The 16,160-nt window shown below is 66.8% G+C and carries 20 protein-coding genes; all 20 read left to right on the forward strand.

The features are described from left to right. Positions 1 to 381: flagellar hook-length control protein FliK (locus VKA86_10160; protein HKK71570.1), on the forward strand; the 381-nt coding region annotated here is incomplete at its 5' end. A gap of 23 nt (positions 382 to 404) precedes the next feature. Further along, positions 405 to 1,301 carry a flagellar hook assembly protein FlgD gene (locus VKA86_10165; protein ID HKK71571.1) on the forward strand — a complete coding sequence of 299 codons (897 nt, stop codon included), beginning with the start codon at positions 405 to 407 and terminating at the stop codon, positions 1,299 to 1,301. A gap of 103 nt (positions 1,302 to 1,404) precedes the next feature. After that, positions 1,405 to 3,501 carry a flagellar hook-basal body complex protein gene (locus VKA86_10170; protein ID HKK71572.1) on the forward strand — a complete coding sequence of 699 codons (2,097 nt, stop codon included), beginning with the start codon at positions 1,405 to 1,407 and terminating at the stop codon, positions 3,499 to 3,501. Between the two features lie 102 nt (positions 3,502 to 3,603). Further along, entirely contained in the window at positions 3,604 to 3,822 is a 219-nt protein-coding gene (locus VKA86_10175) for a flagellar FlbD family protein (GenBank protein HKK71573.1), read from the forward strand. Between the two features lie 79 nt (positions 3,823 to 3,901). After that, a complete protein-coding gene (locus VKA86_10180; protein HKK71574.1) occupies positions 3,902 to 4,669 on the forward strand; it encodes a MotA/TolQ/ExbB proton channel family protein in 768 nt (255 codons plus the stop codon). Between the two features lie 14 nt (positions 4,670 to 4,683). Continuing rightward, the gene (locus VKA86_10185) at positions 4,684 to 5,412 is read left to right on the forward strand and encodes an OmpA family protein (protein ID HKK71575.1); all 729 of its coding nucleotides are present in this window, start codon (positions 4,684 to 4,686) and stop codon (positions 5,410 to 5,412) included. Between the two features lie 58 nt (positions 5,413 to 5,470). Further along, positions 5,471 to 5,971: a flagellar basal body-associated FliL family protein gene (locus tag VKA86_10190; protein ID HKK71576.1), complete on the forward strand. Its 501-nt coding sequence runs from the start codon at positions 5,471 to 5,473 to the stop codon at positions 5,969 to 5,971. 44 nt (positions 5,972 to 6,015) lie between these two features. Continuing rightward, entirely contained in the window at positions 6,016 to 7,038 is a 1,023-nt protein-coding gene (locus VKA86_10195; GenBank protein HKK71577.1) for a FliM/FliN family flagellar motor switch protein, read from the forward strand. Then, a complete protein-coding gene (gene fliN / locus VKA86_10200; protein HKK71578.1) occupies positions 7,039 to 7,395 on the forward strand; it encodes a flagellar motor switch protein FliN in 357 nt (118 codons plus the stop codon). Between the two features lie 7 nt (positions 7,396 to 7,402). After that, complete coding sequence (locus VKA86_10205; GenBank protein HKK71579.1) at positions 7,403 to 7,753, forward strand: hypothetical protein; 351 nt, start codon at positions 7,403 to 7,405, stop codon at positions 7,751 to 7,753. Positions 7,754 to 7,899: 146 nt separating this feature from the next. Continuing rightward, positions 7,900 to 8,709, forward strand: a complete 810-nt coding sequence (gene fliP, locus VKA86_10210; protein ID HKK71580.1) for a flagellar type III secretion system pore protein FliP — start codon at positions 7,900 to 7,902, stop codon at positions 8,707 to 8,709. Between the two features lie 10 nt (positions 8,710 to 8,719). Continuing rightward, positions 8,720 to 8,992: a flagellar biosynthesis protein FliQ gene (gene fliQ, locus VKA86_10215; protein ID HKK71581.1), complete on the forward strand. Its 273-nt coding sequence runs from the start codon at positions 8,720 to 8,722 to the stop codon at positions 8,990 to 8,992. Beyond that, positions 8,989 to 9,774, forward strand: coding sequence for a flagellar biosynthetic protein FliR (gene fliR / locus VKA86_10220; protein ID HKK71582.1), 786 nt, complete (start codon positions 8,989 to 8,991; stop codon positions 9,772 to 9,774). Before fliQ ends, fliR begins: the two co-directional genes overlap by 4 nt. 6 nt (positions 9,775 to 9,780) lie before the next feature. Further along, positions 9,781 to 10,866, forward strand: a complete 1,086-nt coding sequence (gene flhB, locus VKA86_10225; protein ID HKK71583.1) for a flagellar biosynthesis protein FlhB — start codon at positions 9,781 to 9,783, stop codon at positions 10,864 to 10,866. A gap of 6 nt (positions 10,867 to 10,872) precedes the next feature. Then, a complete protein-coding gene (flhA, locus tag VKA86_10230; protein ID HKK71584.1) occupies positions 10,873 to 13,011 on the forward strand; it encodes a flagellar biosynthesis protein FlhA in 2,139 nt (712 codons plus the stop codon). Positions 13,012 to 13,027: 16 nt separating this feature from the next. Then, complete coding sequence (locus VKA86_10235) at positions 13,028 to 14,164, forward strand: hypothetical protein (protein HKK71585.1); 1,137 nt, start codon at positions 13,028 to 13,030, stop codon at positions 14,162 to 14,164. 15 nt (positions 14,165 to 14,179) lie between these two features. Further along, the gene (locus tag VKA86_10240; protein HKK71586.1) at positions 14,180 to 14,431 is read left to right on the forward strand and encodes a hypothetical protein; all 252 of its coding nucleotides are present in this window, start codon (positions 14,180 to 14,182) and stop codon (positions 14,429 to 14,431) included. Positions 14,432 to 14,489: 58 nt separating this feature from the next. Continuing rightward, positions 14,490 to 15,332 (forward strand): FliA/WhiG family RNA polymerase sigma factor, encoded by an 843-nt coding sequence (locus VKA86_10245; GenBank protein ID HKK71587.1) that lies wholly within the window; start codon positions 14,490 to 14,492, stop codon positions 15,330 to 15,332. A gap of 43 nt (positions 15,333 to 15,375) precedes the next feature. Next, on the forward strand, positions 15,376 to 15,672 hold the full coding sequence (locus VKA86_10250; protein HKK71588.1) for a hypothetical protein: 297 nt from the start codon (positions 15,376 to 15,378) through the stop codon (positions 15,670 to 15,672). Between the two features lie 24 nt (positions 15,673 to 15,696). Then, positions 15,697 to 16,146, forward strand: a complete 450-nt coding sequence (locus VKA86_10255; GenBank protein ID HKK71589.1) for a hypothetical protein — start codon at positions 15,697 to 15,699, stop codon at positions 16,144 to 16,146. The last annotated feature ends 14 nt before the right edge of the window (positions 16,147 to 16,160 follow it).

A 16,160-nucleotide genomic window follows, 5' to 3' on the forward strand; every position in this document is an offset into this window, starting at 1 on the left:
ACCAGGAACACGTGGCAGGCGACGGTGACGGTCGAACCTGCGCACCTCGGACGGGTCGACCTGCAGGTCACGCGAGGGACGGGAGGGCTGGAGGTCGTCCTCGTGGCGGCCCATCGTGACGCGGCCCAGGCCCTCGACGCCGAGGTCGACGATCTGGTCGACGAACTGATCCGCCGTGAACTCGAGCCGGCCAAGGTCACCGTGCGCACCACGGACCGTGGCCTCGACGCCGAGCGACAGCCGGCACGCCAGAACCCCGAGAACGACCCCACCCGGGCCCGTCGCGACCAGGACGACACGACGGAGTCCGAGGCCGAGGAACGCCAGGGACGGCGCGGCCGCGGCCGTGAGGCCCGTGACCAGCGCCAGGCGACCGCCTGATCCCGCGAACGGAGGACGTGGACGTGATCGACCCGACGAACCCCGCAGCATCGGCGAGCCAGGCCAGCACCCGCAGCTCCGCGGACCAGGGTCTGGGGACCCGGATCCAGAGTGCCAGTGAGCTGCGGATGGACTTCCTCAATCTGCTCACGGCGCAGCTCTCCAACCAGGATCCGCTGTCGCCCATGGACAACGAGCAGATGGTGCAGCAGCTCGCGACATTCAGTCAGCTCGAGCAGCTCGAGCGTGTGAACTCGAATCTGCAGGAGCAGATGGGATACAGCCAGAGCCTGAACAACACCATGATGATGAACGTGGCCGGCAAGCGCGTGACCGTGGCCGGCAACGAGATCGGTGTCGTGAACGGCCAGCCCTCGCGATCCCTGGTGCGCGTGCCCGAGGCGGGCACCGTCTTCGCGCGCGTGCTCGACGCGAACGGGGCCACCGTACGTACGCTCGACGCGAGCATCGTCGAGCCGGGCTTCAACCGTATCGAGTGGGACGGCAAGGACGACGACGGCAATGCCGTGCCCGACGGCGACTACTCGCTGGAGATCTCGGCCGTGGATCGCAGCGGCAACTTCATGAAGTCGGTCGCCTTCAGCAGCGGCGTCGTCGACACCGTGCAGTTCGAGAACAACTTCATCCAGCTCGAGGTGAACGGGCGTCTGTACGGCCCGGGCGACGTGGTCGAGGTCGGTGTCGCCCCCCGTGATCCCGTCGTCGTGAACGTCGAGGGTGACGACGGACCGGGCACCGGGAGCGATGACGACGACGGTACCGACGACGACGGCACCGGCGTGACGCCGCCGCCCGATGCCGAGGATCCGTGGAGCCCGCCGGTGTCGTCGATGCTCGGCGGCGCCTCGCGTTCCACCTTCGACCGCAATCCGTGGGAAGCCCTTCTGAGGATCGGCTGAGACCGAGAGTTCCGGGAGGCCTGAGGCCTTCCACCCAGATCCGACAAGGATGTTCCAGGACGCCGCCCGAGGGCGGTACCGAAGCCAGACAGGAGACCAGCTCATGCTTCGTTCGTTGTTCGCCGGGGTCACGGGCCTCGAGGCCAACATTGTCGAACTCGACGTCGTCGGGAACAACATCTCCAATGCGAACACGGTCGGTTTCAAGTCCGCCCGTGTGACCTTCCAGGAGATCCTGACCCAGAACATCCAGTCGGCCACGCGTCCCGACGAGGGTGGCGGTCTGGGTGGTGTGAATCCGCAGCAGATCGGTCTGGGGGCCGTGGTCGGCGCCATCGACAGCGAGTTCACGCAGGGCAACCTGCGGACCACGGGCAACAAGACCGACCTGGCCATCCAGGGCGAGGGCTTCTTCGTGCTCAGCGACGGCAACTCGCAGGCCTACACCCGCGCCGGGAACTTCATGTTCGACGCCGACAATGCGCTCGTCAGTGCCGGCACGGGCATGAAGGTGCAGGGCACGATGGCCAACGAGCGCGGTGAGTTCGTGTCGGGCGCGGTGCAGGACATCCAGATCGATCCCAGTACCGTGATGCCGGCCCAGGCCACGAACTCGCTCAAGGTGTGGGGCAACCTCGACAGCGAGTCCGACGCCCAGGGCACGCATCTGCTCCAGACCGGTCCGCTGCTGTCGACGGCAGCGGCGACGGACGATCTGCGGTTCCTGCACTCCGGTGCCGACGGTGAGGACCTCCAGTTGACCAACGGCGACGTCATCGCCCTGACCGGTCAGATCGGCGGTCTGGACATTCCGGACACGCAGTTCGAGATCGGTGAGGTCGCCGACGGCTTCGACGGCACGACCATCCAGGACCTGCGCGACTGGTTCCAGGCCGAGCTCCGGGCGAACGGTGCCCCGGGAGCCACGGTCACGCTCGATGCCGACGGTGCCTTCACCGTGAACAACGCCGGCGGCGATCCCCTGATGGAGGACGTCAAGCTCCTTGCCGGTGGCCGTGTGAGCTTCAACCAGGTCATGCTCTTCGGCAACCAGATCCAGCCGGGCAACACCGCGACGTCCGCGGCCACACTGTTGAGCCCGGCCGAGGAGACCGACGTCATCAGCGAGCTGTACAACTCCGACGGCAAGAAGCTGAACTTCCAGTTCGAGGACGACGGCGCCGGCAACATGATCACGTCGATCCAGATCGGCGGTACGCTCGGTGGCGAGGCGATCACCCCGGTCGTGTTCGAGGTCGAGGAGGGTTCCACGGACCTCACCGAGCTGCTCAGCCGCCTGACCCAGGCCTTCCGGATCTCGAATGCCGACGGCGTGGAGATCGACTCGAACGGTCGTATCGACGTGCAGGGCGACGTGGGCCTGGCCAGCGGCATCGACAACATCGCGCTGCGGGAGGAGGGGAACCTCTTCAGCAACATCGGCACTTCGATCGACTTCTCCGTGATCGACGAGGCCCAGGACGCCGCGACCTTCTCGGTGACCAACACCGTGTACGACTCGCTCGGGAACACGCACAACCTGACGCTCGCCTTCACCAAGCGGACCGGCTTCAACGTGTGGGACTGGAAGGCCGGTCTCGACGGGGACGAGGAGATCACGGCCGGTGAGACCGGCACCGTGACCTTCGACGAGGCGGGTCGTCTGGTCTCGTTCCTCTACACCGACGGCGGTGGCCAGGTGAGCTTCCGGCCGCAGGCCCAGGGAACCAGTGGCGCGGAGCCGGTGTCCATCAGCATCGACCCGGGTACGATCGGTGGCGTGAACGGCCTCACCCAGTACAACTCCAGCGACCAGATCCAGTCGACGGGTGATGGCTACGGAGTGGGGCGGCTGATCGACTTCGACATCGACCGCGACGGCGTGATCACCGGCCGGTTCAGCAACGACACCGTTCTGAACATGGCCCGCATGAGTATGGCCGTGTTCAACAATCCGTCCGGTCTGGTCCGGTCGGGGAACAACACCTACAGCGTGAGCGGGAACTCCGGGACGGCCGTGATGGGCTTCGCGAACGAGGGCAACGCCGGTCTCATCAATTCGGGCGCGCTCGAGGCGAGCAACGTGGACCTGTCGGAGCAGTTCACGCGGCTGGTGGTCGCCCAGCGGGCCTTCCAGTCGAACGCGCGGGTGATCAGCACCAGCGACGAGGTGCTGCAGGAACTGGTGAACATCGTCTAGACCCGGTAGGGCACGGGGTGGGCCGGGCCGGCGTCCGGCCCATCCCCTGACATGCTCGCGAACCCCGGGGCCGCGACCCCACCGCAGGACGGAGCCCACGCGATGATCGAGGTCACACGGCTCAACGGTACCGGATTGGTCCTCAACGCGGACCTGATCGAGTACGTCGAGTCCACACCCGACACTTTAGTCAGCCTCACTACCGGTCGAAAGATCATGGTGACGGAGTCCGTGGACGAGGTCGTCCGCCGGGCGATCGCCTACCGCGCGCAGGTGCGCGGGGCGTATCCCGTTGCCGTAGCGGCAGATCCGGACGCCTGACAGCCGGCCCGGACCCGTTCGCACCCCTCCGGGGACGGGCGGGTGACGGGTCCGGCTCAGGGTCCGAGGAGGAAGAACCGTGGATCTGGCGACGATCGGAGGCTTGGTCGGGGGGGCAGGACTGATCCTGGCCGCCATCCTCAGCAGTGGCAACCTGGGGATGTTCCTCGACCTGCCCGCGATCCTGACCGTGGTCGGCGGGTCGCTGGCCGCGCTCTTCATCAACTTTCCGATCCCGAAGGTTCTCGGCGTGTTCAAGGTGGTCCGCAAGGCCATGTTCCACGACGACGAGGACCCCACCGAGATCATCCAGAAGATGGTCAGCTACGCCGAGCGAGCCCGGAAGGAAGGCATGCTCGCGCTCGAGGAGGACTCGGAGAACGAGCCCGACAAGTTCCTGGCCAAGGGGCTGCGCCTCGCCGTCGACGGAACCGATCCTCAGCTGCTCGCCCGGATCATGGAGACCGACCTCTCGGCGCTGGAGACGCGCCACAAGGAGGGCAAGTCGATCTTCGAACAATTGGGCATGTTCGCGCCGGCCTTCGGCATGATCGGGACCCTGATCGGTCTGGTGCAGATGCTCGCGAATCTGAGCGACCCGAGTTCGATCGGCAGCGGTATGGCGATCGCGCTGCTCACGACCTTCTACGGATCGGTGATCGCGAATCTCGTGGCCCTGCCCATCGCGGGGAAGCTCAAGGCCCGTAGCAACGAAGAGCTGCACACCCGCGAGATGATCATCGAGGGGATCATGTCGATCCAGAGCGGCGACAGCCCGCGCATCGTCCAGGAAAAGCTGAAGAGTTACCTGACGCCGGTGCAGCAGACCCAACTCGCGGCGCGGTAGGAGCGGGCCCAGCCATGGCCAAGCGGCAGAAGCAGGAAGAACCGCCCCTGGGCGCACCGCTCTGGATGGCCACCTTCTCCGACATGGTGACCCTGCTGCTGGCCTTCTTCGTCATGCTGCTGTCGTTCTCGTCGATCCAGGAAGCGAAGTTCCACGAGGCCATCCACTCGCTGAAGGGCGCCTTCGGGGTGATGGCCTCGCCGCCGACGGTGATCCAGCAGCCCGACGTCGTGGTGCCCCAGGCCGACACCAACGAGTGGCAGCAGATGCTCTACGAGCTCCAGCAGGTACGGGTGGCGTTGTCCGAGGAGGGGTTGCAGGAGGAGGTCCAGCTCACGCTCGAGAAGGAGGGCGTGAGCATCCAGATCAGTACGCCCATGCTGTTCGAACCGGCGAAGGCCGAACTCCGCGCACCCAGCACCGAACTGCTCGACAAGCTCGTGACGGCCCTGCAGAGGTTGGACACCGAGATCCACATCGAGGGCCACACCGACAACGTTCCGATCAACAGTGAGCAGTTCCCGTCCAACTGGGAACTGTCGTCGGCCCGGGCGATGGCCGTCCTGAAGTACCTGGTCGAGCGAGGACTGCCGCCGGATCGCCTCGCAGCGGTCGGTTACGGCGAGTTCCGGCCGATCGACACCAACGACACCGAGGCGGGTCGACACCGGAACCGCCGCGTGGAGATCTTCGTGCGCCGGACCGACGGGTTGGCGAGATCCGTGCAGAGGGCCGAGCGGTAACCCGGTCCACCGCGATCGCGCGGGTCCGGGACGCTGGCCAGAACCGAGGAGCGACGTCGTGGCCGAAGAACAGGCCGAAGCCAAGACCGCCAAAGCCGGTCTACTCCAGAACAAGGCAGTGATCGTCGTCGCGATCGTCGCGCTGCAGGCGGCCATGGCCTTCGGCCTGACCAAGTTCCTGATCGCGCCCACGACCTCTTCGAGCGAGATCGAGCTGGTGGAAGGCGAAGGTGAGGGCGCGGGTGAGGCCGCGGCCAAGGGCGTGTTGGTCAGCCTCGAGGAGATGATCGTGAGCCTGAATTCGGGCGCGCGACCACGCTACCTGCGGACCACGATCGCCGTCGAGGCGGTCGACTCGAAGGCTGCGACGGAGGTCGAGGACCGCATGGCCGAGTTCCGCGATGCCACGATCATGACCCTCAGCCATCACAGCGTGCAGGACCTGTTGAGCTTCGAGGGCAAGGAAGCCGTCAAGGCCGAGATCAAGGACGCACTGAAGTCCCTCGTGGAAGAGGGCAAGGTGCTCAACGTGTACTACAGCGACTTCGTCGTGCAGTAGCCGCATCGGCCCGGACGGCCGGCGTCGAGGAGCGCGAGACGACCGTGGACAACCTCTCCCAGGAAGAGATCGACGCCCTCCTCGAGGAAGCGGCGGACGACGCGACGGAGTTCGATGCCCAGGAGGCTGCGGGCGCCGATTCCGGCGGCGACGCCTTCGGTGACGTCGCGGACCCGCGCGAGCGCGCGATCCGGGCCTTCGACTTCAACCGGCCGAACAACAATCTGAGCAAGACCTTCGAGCGCAATCTTCGTGGCGTGAGCGAGAGCTTCGCCAAGGACGCCAGCCTGTCCTTCTCGAACACGATGCGCGGCAACTGCGACTACACCTTTGCGGGCATGCGCGTGAACAGCTTCGGAGAGACCCTGTCGGGTTGGGAGAGCCCGAGTTGCATCGCCGTGTGCTCCATGGAGCCTCTGTCCGGCGTGGTCCTCGTGCACGTCGAGGCTTCGCTCATGTTCTCGTTCTTCACGAAGCTCCTCGGTGGCCCCATCGAGGTCCCCAGCCAGGTGCGGGACTTCACCGAGATCGAGATGGGTCTCGCTCGGAAGGTGTTGAGCAAGATCCTCGAGCAGTTCAGCGCAGCGACCGAGAAGGTCCACCGGGTGATTCCCCTGCTGATCCAGATCGAGAACAACCCGAACTACCTGAACGCCTTCGCAGAGGCAGAGCCGGTCCTGAACTTGCAGTACAACGTGACCATGGAGGAGGTCGGGGCGGTCATGAGCTTCGTGATTCCGCTGGCGGCCTTCGAGCCGGTCCGTGAGGAGTTCGACCCCCGCGAGGGGATCGACGTCCGCAACGCGGCCGACCGCATGGCCGAGAAGCAGCAGGCGCACGGTCTGGTGGGAACGGCGTCGGCCCTGATGTCGGCGCGATTCCGGTCCCGTCGAATCCGCTTCGACGAGCTGCTGGCGCTGAAGACGGGAGACGTGCTCTCGCTCGAACACCACGTGGACCGACCCCTCGACGTCGACGTCGAGGGTAAGCCGATGTTCCGCGGCACGTCGGGTCGCGTGGGGCGATCGCGAGCGGTGCAGATCCTCGGCCGCAGGGAGGATGTCTAGATGGCCGACCAGGGTATGGGTCCCGGCGGCGCGGGTGCTCCCGACGCTGCGTCGGAGATGATCGAACACGCCCGGAGCGTGGGCGCGGGCACCGGCGGCGGAACCGGACTCGACATGCTGATGAACGTCGAGTTGCAGCTCACCGTGGAACTCGGGCGCTGCCGGATGAAGATCCACGACATCGTGAACCTCGGATCGGGGTCGGTGGTCGAGTTGTCGAAGCTCGCCAGCGAGCCGGTCGACATCCTCGTCAACGATTCGGTCTTCGCCCGGGGCGAGGTCGTCGTCATGGTGGACCACTTCGCGGTGAAGATCACCGAACTGGCCGATCGGCCCGACCTGGGCCAGGAGGGCTGAGGAGCGCATGGAATCGTCGGCCTGGCAGTGGTTCGCGGCGACCATCGCGGTCATCGCCCTGGTGCTGATCCTGGCCCACGGAGTGCGCTTCGTGCTCGACCGCAATCGCAGCACGCGTGGCCCCGTGACGCAGGTCGGAGCGTGGCGCATCGCCCCCGACGCGAGCGTGCGCGCCGTGCGCGTGCTCGGCAACGTGCACCTGGTCTACGAGCGGGGGCGCGAGTCGATGCTGCTCGAGACCCTCGACGCCGATCGTCTGCCCGAACTGGGGCCGGCCCGGTCCACCCACGGGCCGCTCGACCTGCTGAGGGCGCGGCGCACCTCGACCGCCCCGGTCTCCCGGGTGGCCAGAGGCTGACCACTCGGGTCCGGATGCCAGCCGACCGCCCGGTCGGTCCGTGGTCGAGAAGAATCGTAACCTGATGAACAACAATGGGTTGGGCGATCCGGCGGTGCGACCTGTCGCGATCGGGACGCGGCACGCCCGTTGCGCTACGCGGCGCCATGATGCGTGACCGACGTGCATTCCGGACCGTCCTGGTGCTGCTCGTGGCGGCGGTGCTCCTGGTGCCGGCCGACGGGGCCGCGCAGCAGGTCGCTGCCGATGGCGACCAGCTCACTCTCAGCGTCCAGGGCGGGGGCGACGGCAATCTGAGCTCGACGATCAAGATCGTCCTGCTGATGACCCTGCTCACGCTGGCACCGTCGATCATCGTCCTGACCACCAGCTTCACGCGCATGCTCATCGTGCTCGGCTTCCTGCGGCAGGCCCTCGGCACGCACCAGACCCCGAGCAACCAGATCCTCGCGGGCATGGCCCTCTTCCTGAGCATCGTGGTGATGACTCCGGTCTTCGAGCAGATCAACGCCACCGCGATCCAGCCATATCTCGCCGCCCAGGAGCAGGTCGACGGCGAGGAGCAGGGCGGAATGACCGATCGCGAGGCGATCGAGGCCGCCATGGTACCGCTGCGCAATTTCATGCTGGCGCAGACCCGCGAGAAAGACCTCGACCTGTTCCTCGAACTGAATCGGCGGGAGCGTCCCGAGGATCTCGGCGAACTGCCCATGTCGGTGGTGGTGCCGAGCTTCCTGATCAGCGAGCTCAAGACCGCCTTCCAGATGGGCTTCATGCTCTATCTGCCGTTCCTGATCGTCGACATGGTGATCGCGTCGGTGCTCATGAGCATGGGCATGATGATGCTCCCGCCGATCCTGGTGTCGTTGCCGTTCAAGATCCTGCTCTTCGTCCTGGTCGACGGATGGCACCTGATCACCCGTAGCCTGGTCTCGGCCTTCCACGTACCGGTCTGAGGAGGACGTCGTGAGTCCCGATCTCGTCATCGACATGGCCCAGGACTCCGTTTGGACCCTGCTCATGGCGGCTGCGCCGATGCTGATCGCCGGCATGGTGGTGGGTCTGTTGATCTCGATCGTCCAGGCCGCCACGCAGGTGAACGAGATGACCATGACCTTCGTGCCGAAGATCGTGGCCGTCATGGTGACCGCGGTGCTCTTCCTGCCGTTCATCATGTCGAAGCTGACGATCTTCACACAGGAGATCTTCGCGCGCATCGTGGCGGTGGGGCTGTCGTGAACTGGGCCGTCGACATGAACTCGCTGGTGATCGCTGGCCTGGCCTCGGCGCGGGTGCTCAGCTTCCTGTCGAGCCTTCCGATCCTCGGCGTGCGGACGGTGCCCAGCCCCGTGCGTGTGGCGATCGCCCTGTGCTTCGCGACGGCCATGATGCCGACGATCCGCGAGGCGGGAGCGACGGCCCCGGAGACGCCGGTGCTGCTCGCCTTCGCGCTGGCGATCGAGATCCTGGTCGGGCTGCTGCTCGCCTTCGCGGCGGTGACCGTCTTCGCCACCGTGCAGTTCGCGGGCGAGATCATCGGCGTGCAGATGGGCCTGGCGCTGGCGAACGTCGTCGATCCCACCAGCAACATGCAGATCTCCACCGTGAGCCAGATGTTCAATCTGATCGCGGTGCTGATGTTCCTCGCCGTCGACGGCCCGGTGAACCTGCTCCGGGCCTTCGCGCAGGGCTACGAGGCGATGCCCCCGGGGGCCTTCGTTCCCACGGCCGAGAGCATGTTCGAAGCGATCGCCCAGGTGGGAACGCTGTTCTCGCTGGCCGTGCGCATCGCGCTACCGGTCATCACCGCGCTCATGCTGGTGAGCCTGACGCTCGGCGTGCTCGGACGCACCGTACCCCAGATGAATCTCCTCGTGGTCGGCTTCCCGATCAAGATCGTCGTCGGGATCTTCGTGATGGCCGTATCGGTGCCTCTCTTCGGAGAGACCATCATCGGTATTCTGGACCAGGTTCCCGATCGGCTCGGCGACATCATCTGGGCCGGACCGGTGGGGAGGTGATGCGCCATGGCCGAACAACCCGCAGGTGATCGTACCGAACAGGCGACTCCCGAACGGCATCGTAAGGCCCGAGAAGAAGGGCAGGTCGCGCGCAGTGCCGAGGTGAACTCGGTGGCCGTGCTGGGTGTCGCCTTCGCCGCTCTGATCGCGGCCGTCGGCTACATGGGCGATCAGTTGCGCGCGGTCGGCGTACACTACCTGAGCGAGGCGGGCGTGCGTCGCATCGACAGCACCACCGACGCCATGGCCACGCTTCTCGCCGCCGGGGAGAAGGGCATGCTCGCCCTGGCGCCTGTCGCGCTGGCGGTCCTGTTCGTCGGTACCGGCGTCGCCTACGCCCAGGTCGGTTGGAACTGGTCGCCGAAGGCTTACTCCTTCCGCCTCGAGAAGCTGAACCCGCTGGAAGGCCTCAAGAACCGCTTCTTCAGCAAGACGACCTGGTTCGAGCTCGCGAAGAACCTGATCAAGGTCACCGTTCTCGGAGGCATCGCTTTCCTGGCGATCCAGGACATGATTCCGCGCCTCGTCGGTCTGTCGAAACTCGCCTTGGTCGAGGGCTGGGCCGAGGCCGTGCGGATCCTCGCCGAGTTGTTGTTCCGCATGCTGGGTGCACTGCTCGTGCTGGCCCTGATCGACTTCTGGTGGCAGCGGCACCGGCACGCCGAGCAGTTGAAGATGACGAAGGACGAGGTCAAGCGCGAGATGAAGGACCAGGAGGGCGATCCCAAGCTCAAGGCGCGGGTTCGTTCCCTGATGCTCGAGCAGATGAAGCGGCGGATGCTCGACGAGGTCAAGTCCGCGGACGTCGTGGTGACCAACCCGACGCACTACTCGGTGGCCCTTCGCTACCGCGCCTCCGAAGGCGCTCCGAAGGTCGTGGCCAAGGGGCAGGGGCACCTGGCCCTGCGCATCCGTGAGATCGCGCGCGAGCACCGTGTACCGATCCTCGAGAATCCGCCGCTGGCCCGGGCGCTGTACCGGACCGCCGAGGTCGACTCCTTCGTGCCGATCGACCTCTACGAATCGGTGGCCCAGGTGCTGGCCGCCGTCTACCGCGCCGACCACCGGCGCAGCGACGCGGCGGGGGTGTAGTTCGTCATGGCCGAGGGCAACACCGAGGTCCGACAGGGTGCCGTCGTGAACGGCAGCATATTGGCCGCCGGCATGATGATCGGCGTCCTGGTCCTGATGGTCATTCCGGTGCCCACCGGGGTGGTCGACGTCCTGTTGACCTTCAACATCGCCTTTGCGATGACCGTTTTCCTGGTGACGGTCTATCTCAAGCGGCCGATGGACTTCTCGGTCTTCCCCTCGCTGCTGCTGATGGTCACGCTCTTCCGTCTGGCGCTGAACGTGGCGAGCACGCGCCTGATCCTCAGCAATGCGGACGCCGGAGCCGTGATCGCCGCCTTCGGCGACTTCGTCGTGGGCGGGAACTTCGTCATCGGAGTCGTGGTCTTCCTGATCCTCGTGGTGGTCCAGTTCGTGGTGATCACGAAGGGCTCGGGCCGCATCGCCGAGGTTTCGGCGCGGTTCACCCTGGACGCGCTTCCGGGCAAGCAGATGGCGATCGACGCGGATCTCAATGCCGGAATGATCACCGAGCACGACGCCCGGACGCGGCGCAAGGAGATCGCGGACGAGGCCGAGTTCTACGGCGCCATGGACGGCGCCAGCAAGTTCGTGCGCGGCGACGCCATTGCGGGCATGGTGATCACCGCCATCAACATCCTCGGCGGCCTCGCCATCGGTACCCTGCAACGGGGCATGCCCGTGGGCGACAGTGCACGGATCTACACGCTGCTCACCGTGGGTGACGGTCTGGTCAGCCAGATTCCGGCACTCCTGGTGAGTACGGCGGCCGGTATCGTCGTCACCCGGAACAACAGCGGGCTGAACCTGGGGACCGACATCGCGACCCAGGTCGTGCAGGACCCCCGGGCTCTGCTGGTGAGCGGCGCGGCTCTGGGCGCATTCGCCTTCGTGCCGGGCCTGCCCACCTTGCCCTTCCTCTTGCTCTCGGTGGGGGCGGGCGTGGCCGGATTCCTCTCGAGGAATCAGAACGAACGTCAGGTGCGCGAAGAGCAGGAGGAGGCTGCGCGCGCAGCGGAAGAAGCGGAGGCACCGGCCGAGGAACGCGACGGCGACGACATCTTCGTCGTGGACCGCCTCGAGCTCGAGATCGGCTACGGCCTGATTCCGATCGTCGACGCCGGCCGGGGTGGCGATCTGTTGCAGCGCATCACGAACGTGCGCCGCAAGACGGGATCGGAACTCGGCATCAACGTCGCGCCGATCCGTATCCGGGACAATCTGCAGCTCGGTGCGAACGAGTACGTGGTGAAGCTCCGTGGAGTCGAGATCACCCGATTCGAGCTTCACCTCGACCGGCTGCTCGCCATGCGGGTGCGCGACGGTGGTGCCGACGTGCCGGGGATCACGACCTCTGAGCCGGCCTTCGGCCTGCCCGCGGTTTGGATCTCCAAGGACGACAAGTCGCAGGCCGAGATGGCCGGTTACACCGTGGTCGAGCCGAGCGCGGTCGTGGCCACGCACCTCGCCGAGATCGTCAAGGCGCACGCCGACGAGATCCTCACCCGCCAGGACGTCAAGGACATGGTCGATCGGCTCGGCGAGCACGCCCCCGCGCTGGTCGAAGAGGTCTTCGGCGACAAGATCTCGCTCACGGTGCTGCACGGTGTGCTCCGCGGACTGTTGCACGAACGGATCCCGGTGCGCGACCTGGTGACCATCCTCGAGACGCTGGCGTCGAGTGGCCCCGTGAACGAGGGCCAGGTGGACGCGCTGGTCGAGCGCGTGCGCATGTCCCTGAGCCGGCAGCTCTCGCACCTCTACGCCGACGAGAACCGCACCATCTGGGTCCTCACGGTCCATCCCGAGACCGAACAGGCGATCTTCTCGTCGTTCCGCGAGTCGGAGCGCGCGCAGAACGTGGTCATGGATCCCGGTTTCGCCGAGCGCTTCGTGGCCACTCTGGGCCAGCAGGTCGACCAGGTGGTCGCCGCTGGTCGCTCACCGCTGCTGGTGGTGAGCAGCCCCATTCGTTCTTTCACGCGACGCCTGATCGAGGCGTCGTTCCCGATGGTCGGCGTCCTCGGATACACCGAGATCGCGCCCGGCTATCAGATCCGATCCCTGGGGACGGTGATCGCTCATGGCAATGCCAACCTCGACGCCCAACGGGCCCAGGCCGCAGCCACGGCCGGCGGGGCCTGACGTTCCGACGCGTGTGGTGCGCGCCGACGACCTGGCGCAGGCACTGGCGCGTGTGCGTCTGACCTTCGGACGTGACGCCCTGGTCCTGGGGACGCGCACGGTGACCATTTCCGACCCGGAAGCCCTGCGGCCGCGCACCCAGGTCGAGGTGACGGTCGCCGACCCCTCGGCCCAGCCGCAGGAACGGGTGGCCGAGGCCGGATCGGCCGCCGGAGCCTGGGCACAGGCCTACGCCGAAGCCAAGAGCGCGCCGCACACCGACGAACCACGAGACGTGGACACGGCACCGGCGGCACCGCTGGCCGACACCGACGTCGCATCGCGGGTCGATCGACTGAACGAGATCGCCACGCGGGTGCGGGGTCTGGCGTCGCGCTTCGACGAGCAAGGGGTCGACCCGACCTCCGACTACCCCCTGGCCGAGGCCCTTCGCGCTCAGGGCACGACCGAGGCCACGATCCGGCACCTGGCCGGGTCCTTCCGCCTGGCCGTCCGCGGGGGCGACCCCACGGTGACGGCTGCGCGTCGCCATCTCTCGCGTTTCGTGCGGGGAACGCGCGCCGTCGACGTCTCGCAGATCGGCGGCGAGCACTGGTTCCTGGGTCGGGCCGGTGCGGGCAAGACCACCATGTTGCTGTACCTGGCCGGCGCGATGGTCTCGGCCGGAATCCGTGCCGGCGTGGTGGCGCTGTCGCCGCCGCACGCGGGAGACGTGCAACGCCTGCGCGGTGCAGAGCGCGCCCTGGGCGTTCCCGTCCACTTCGTCGAGGACGAAGACGGTCTGCGCCGCGCACGCAGTGAACTGTCCGACCACCCGGCGCTGCTGGTCGACACTCCTTGCTTCGTCGGGCAGGAATTGCCCGCCTCGCCGCCCGATCACGCCCAGCGACACCTCGTCGTGCCGCTGGGAGAAGACCGCGAACTGCTCCGGGGTCACCTGGACGCGGCGCGGGGTTGGCAGGCGGATTGCCTCGCGTTGAGCCAGATGGATCTCTTTCCCCGTCCGGGGCGCCTGGTGGACCTCGCTGTCGAGGCCGGTCGGCCGATCAGTCTTCTGCAGGGACGCCAGGGCGGGGGCCTGCGCGTGCGCATCGCCCGGGGCGAGAGCCTCATGAATGCAGTTCTGGGCGAGCCCGCCGGGATTCGGACCTGATCGGAGCCTTGCAGGATGCAACAGTGGGCACAGATCGCGGGATCGTCGGCGGCCCTGGTCGCCGTCCTCGTGGGCCTCGCGCGCCACTGGGAATTCTGGTCCGTCGTCGAGCGCGCCTTCGTGGCCTACCTGCTCGTCTTCGGAGTCGTCGGGATCCTTCTGTTGCTCGGACGGGTCGCCCTGCGTTCCGAACCCGATCCGCCGCGGGAAAGCAAGAGGAACGATCCGGAGCAATCACGGACCGATGGCACGGATGCTGCACTTTGACGTCTTCCGGTGAACGAGCGTGAGCGCTCGATCCAGTAGCAGGAGCGGGAATCAGCCCATGGAGAGCACGACCACGACCGCGCCCGATCTCACGGCCCTGTGGCACAGTTTCCAGGACGAGGGAGACGAGGACGCGCGCCGGATCCTCGTGGAGAAACACGTGGGCCTGGTCCGCTATGTCGCCGGCCGTCTGGCCGTCGGGCTTCCGCACTACCTCGAGTTCCCCGATCTCTACGGGGCAGGGCTGGTCGGTCTGATCCAGGCCGTCGACAACTTCGACCGCGCTCGGGGCATCAAGTTCGAGACCTATGCCATTCCGCGGATTCGGGGCGCGATCCTGGACGAGCTGCGCTCGCAGGACTGGTTCCCGCGCAGCCTGCGCCGGAAGGCACGTCAGCTCGAACAGACCTTCGCGACTCTCGAGTCCAAGCACGGCCGATCGGTGAGCGACGAAGAGGTGGCCGAGGAACTGGGCATGAGTCTGGACGAATACGATCGCGTCCTCGGTCAGATCTCGGTCGCGACGCTCGTGTCCCTCGAGAGCGAACTGCATCCGGACGACTCCGGTGGTGGCCACCGCGTCGTCGACACCCTGGTCGACGAGTCCGTGGTCCACCCCGACGAGGTCATCGCCCAACGAGAACTGCGCGACGTGATCGTCGGCGCGCTCGCAGAGCTGAGCGACAAGGAACGCCTGGTGCTCACCCTCTACTACTACGAAGAGCTGACCCTCCGCGAGATCGGCGAAGTCCTCGAGGTGACCGAGTCCCGCGTCTGTCAGATCCATACGAAGGCGATCTTCCGTCTGAAGGGGAAGGTCGAACGCAAGGTGAACTCGAAGTCGCTGTCGCGCCTCGGCGAAGAGGTCCGCGACGCACTCAAGGAGAACGTGGGCGTCTGATCGTCGGGCGACCGGCGTCCACCTCCGACGGAAGGGGTGGGTCATGGCTGGTGACAGTGTGAGTCTGCCGACGAACGTCGCGCACTCCGACACGGTCAGCCGGATCCAGCAGGGCCAGGCCACGGATCAGCAGGCGGGCGAGAAACTCGCCAAGAAGCTGGCCGAGCCCGGCGACGACGATGCGGCGCTGTTGAAGAATCTCAGCGAGACCGAGCGGGCTCGTTTGCGGAAAGAGCGGCGTGAGGAACGAAGGAAGCAGCAGCGCCAGCAGAAGCGGGACGCAGCCCGGGAACGCCCGGACGACGACCCGCGCGGTGGCAGTATCGACGTGAAGGTCTGAGGCCGGAGACCCGGCGGTGGAGCCATGACGATCGAAACCCTGCAACAGACGCTGGCGATGTCCGGTCCCATGGGGCTGTTGGCCGGGAGCGCGCTGGTGGCGCTCGGAGCGAGCTCTCTGGTGACCGCCGTCCTGCTCTGGGCACGCCGGCGGCGCACGAGCCGCAATCCCGATCCTGATCCGTCGACGGCTGCCCACGTGGTGGACCGCTACGACGACGAGGTGGTCGCGCCGGAGCCTTCCCCGGCGCCCGCAGGTCCCGACCTGGCCGAGATCGACCGCCGCCTCGAGGAGGTCGAGCAGCAGTTGGTGAATCTCGGCAGCCGGGTCGATGCCGTCTTGCGGCAGCGCGAACAGACCGTTCCGCGCAAGACGGTGCGGGCCGCGGCCACGCCGACGCCGACGATCGATCGTCCCGACAGCGTCACCCCCGAAGAGATCTCCCTGCGCGCCCTGGTGGGCCGCAGCGCCTAGGACACCGGCACGAG

The sequence above is a fragment of the Candidatus Krumholzibacteriia bacterium genome, from assembly GCA_035268685.1.
Lineage (GTDB): Bacteria > Krumholzibacteriota > Krumholzibacteriia > JAJRXK01 > JAJRXK01 > JAJRXK01.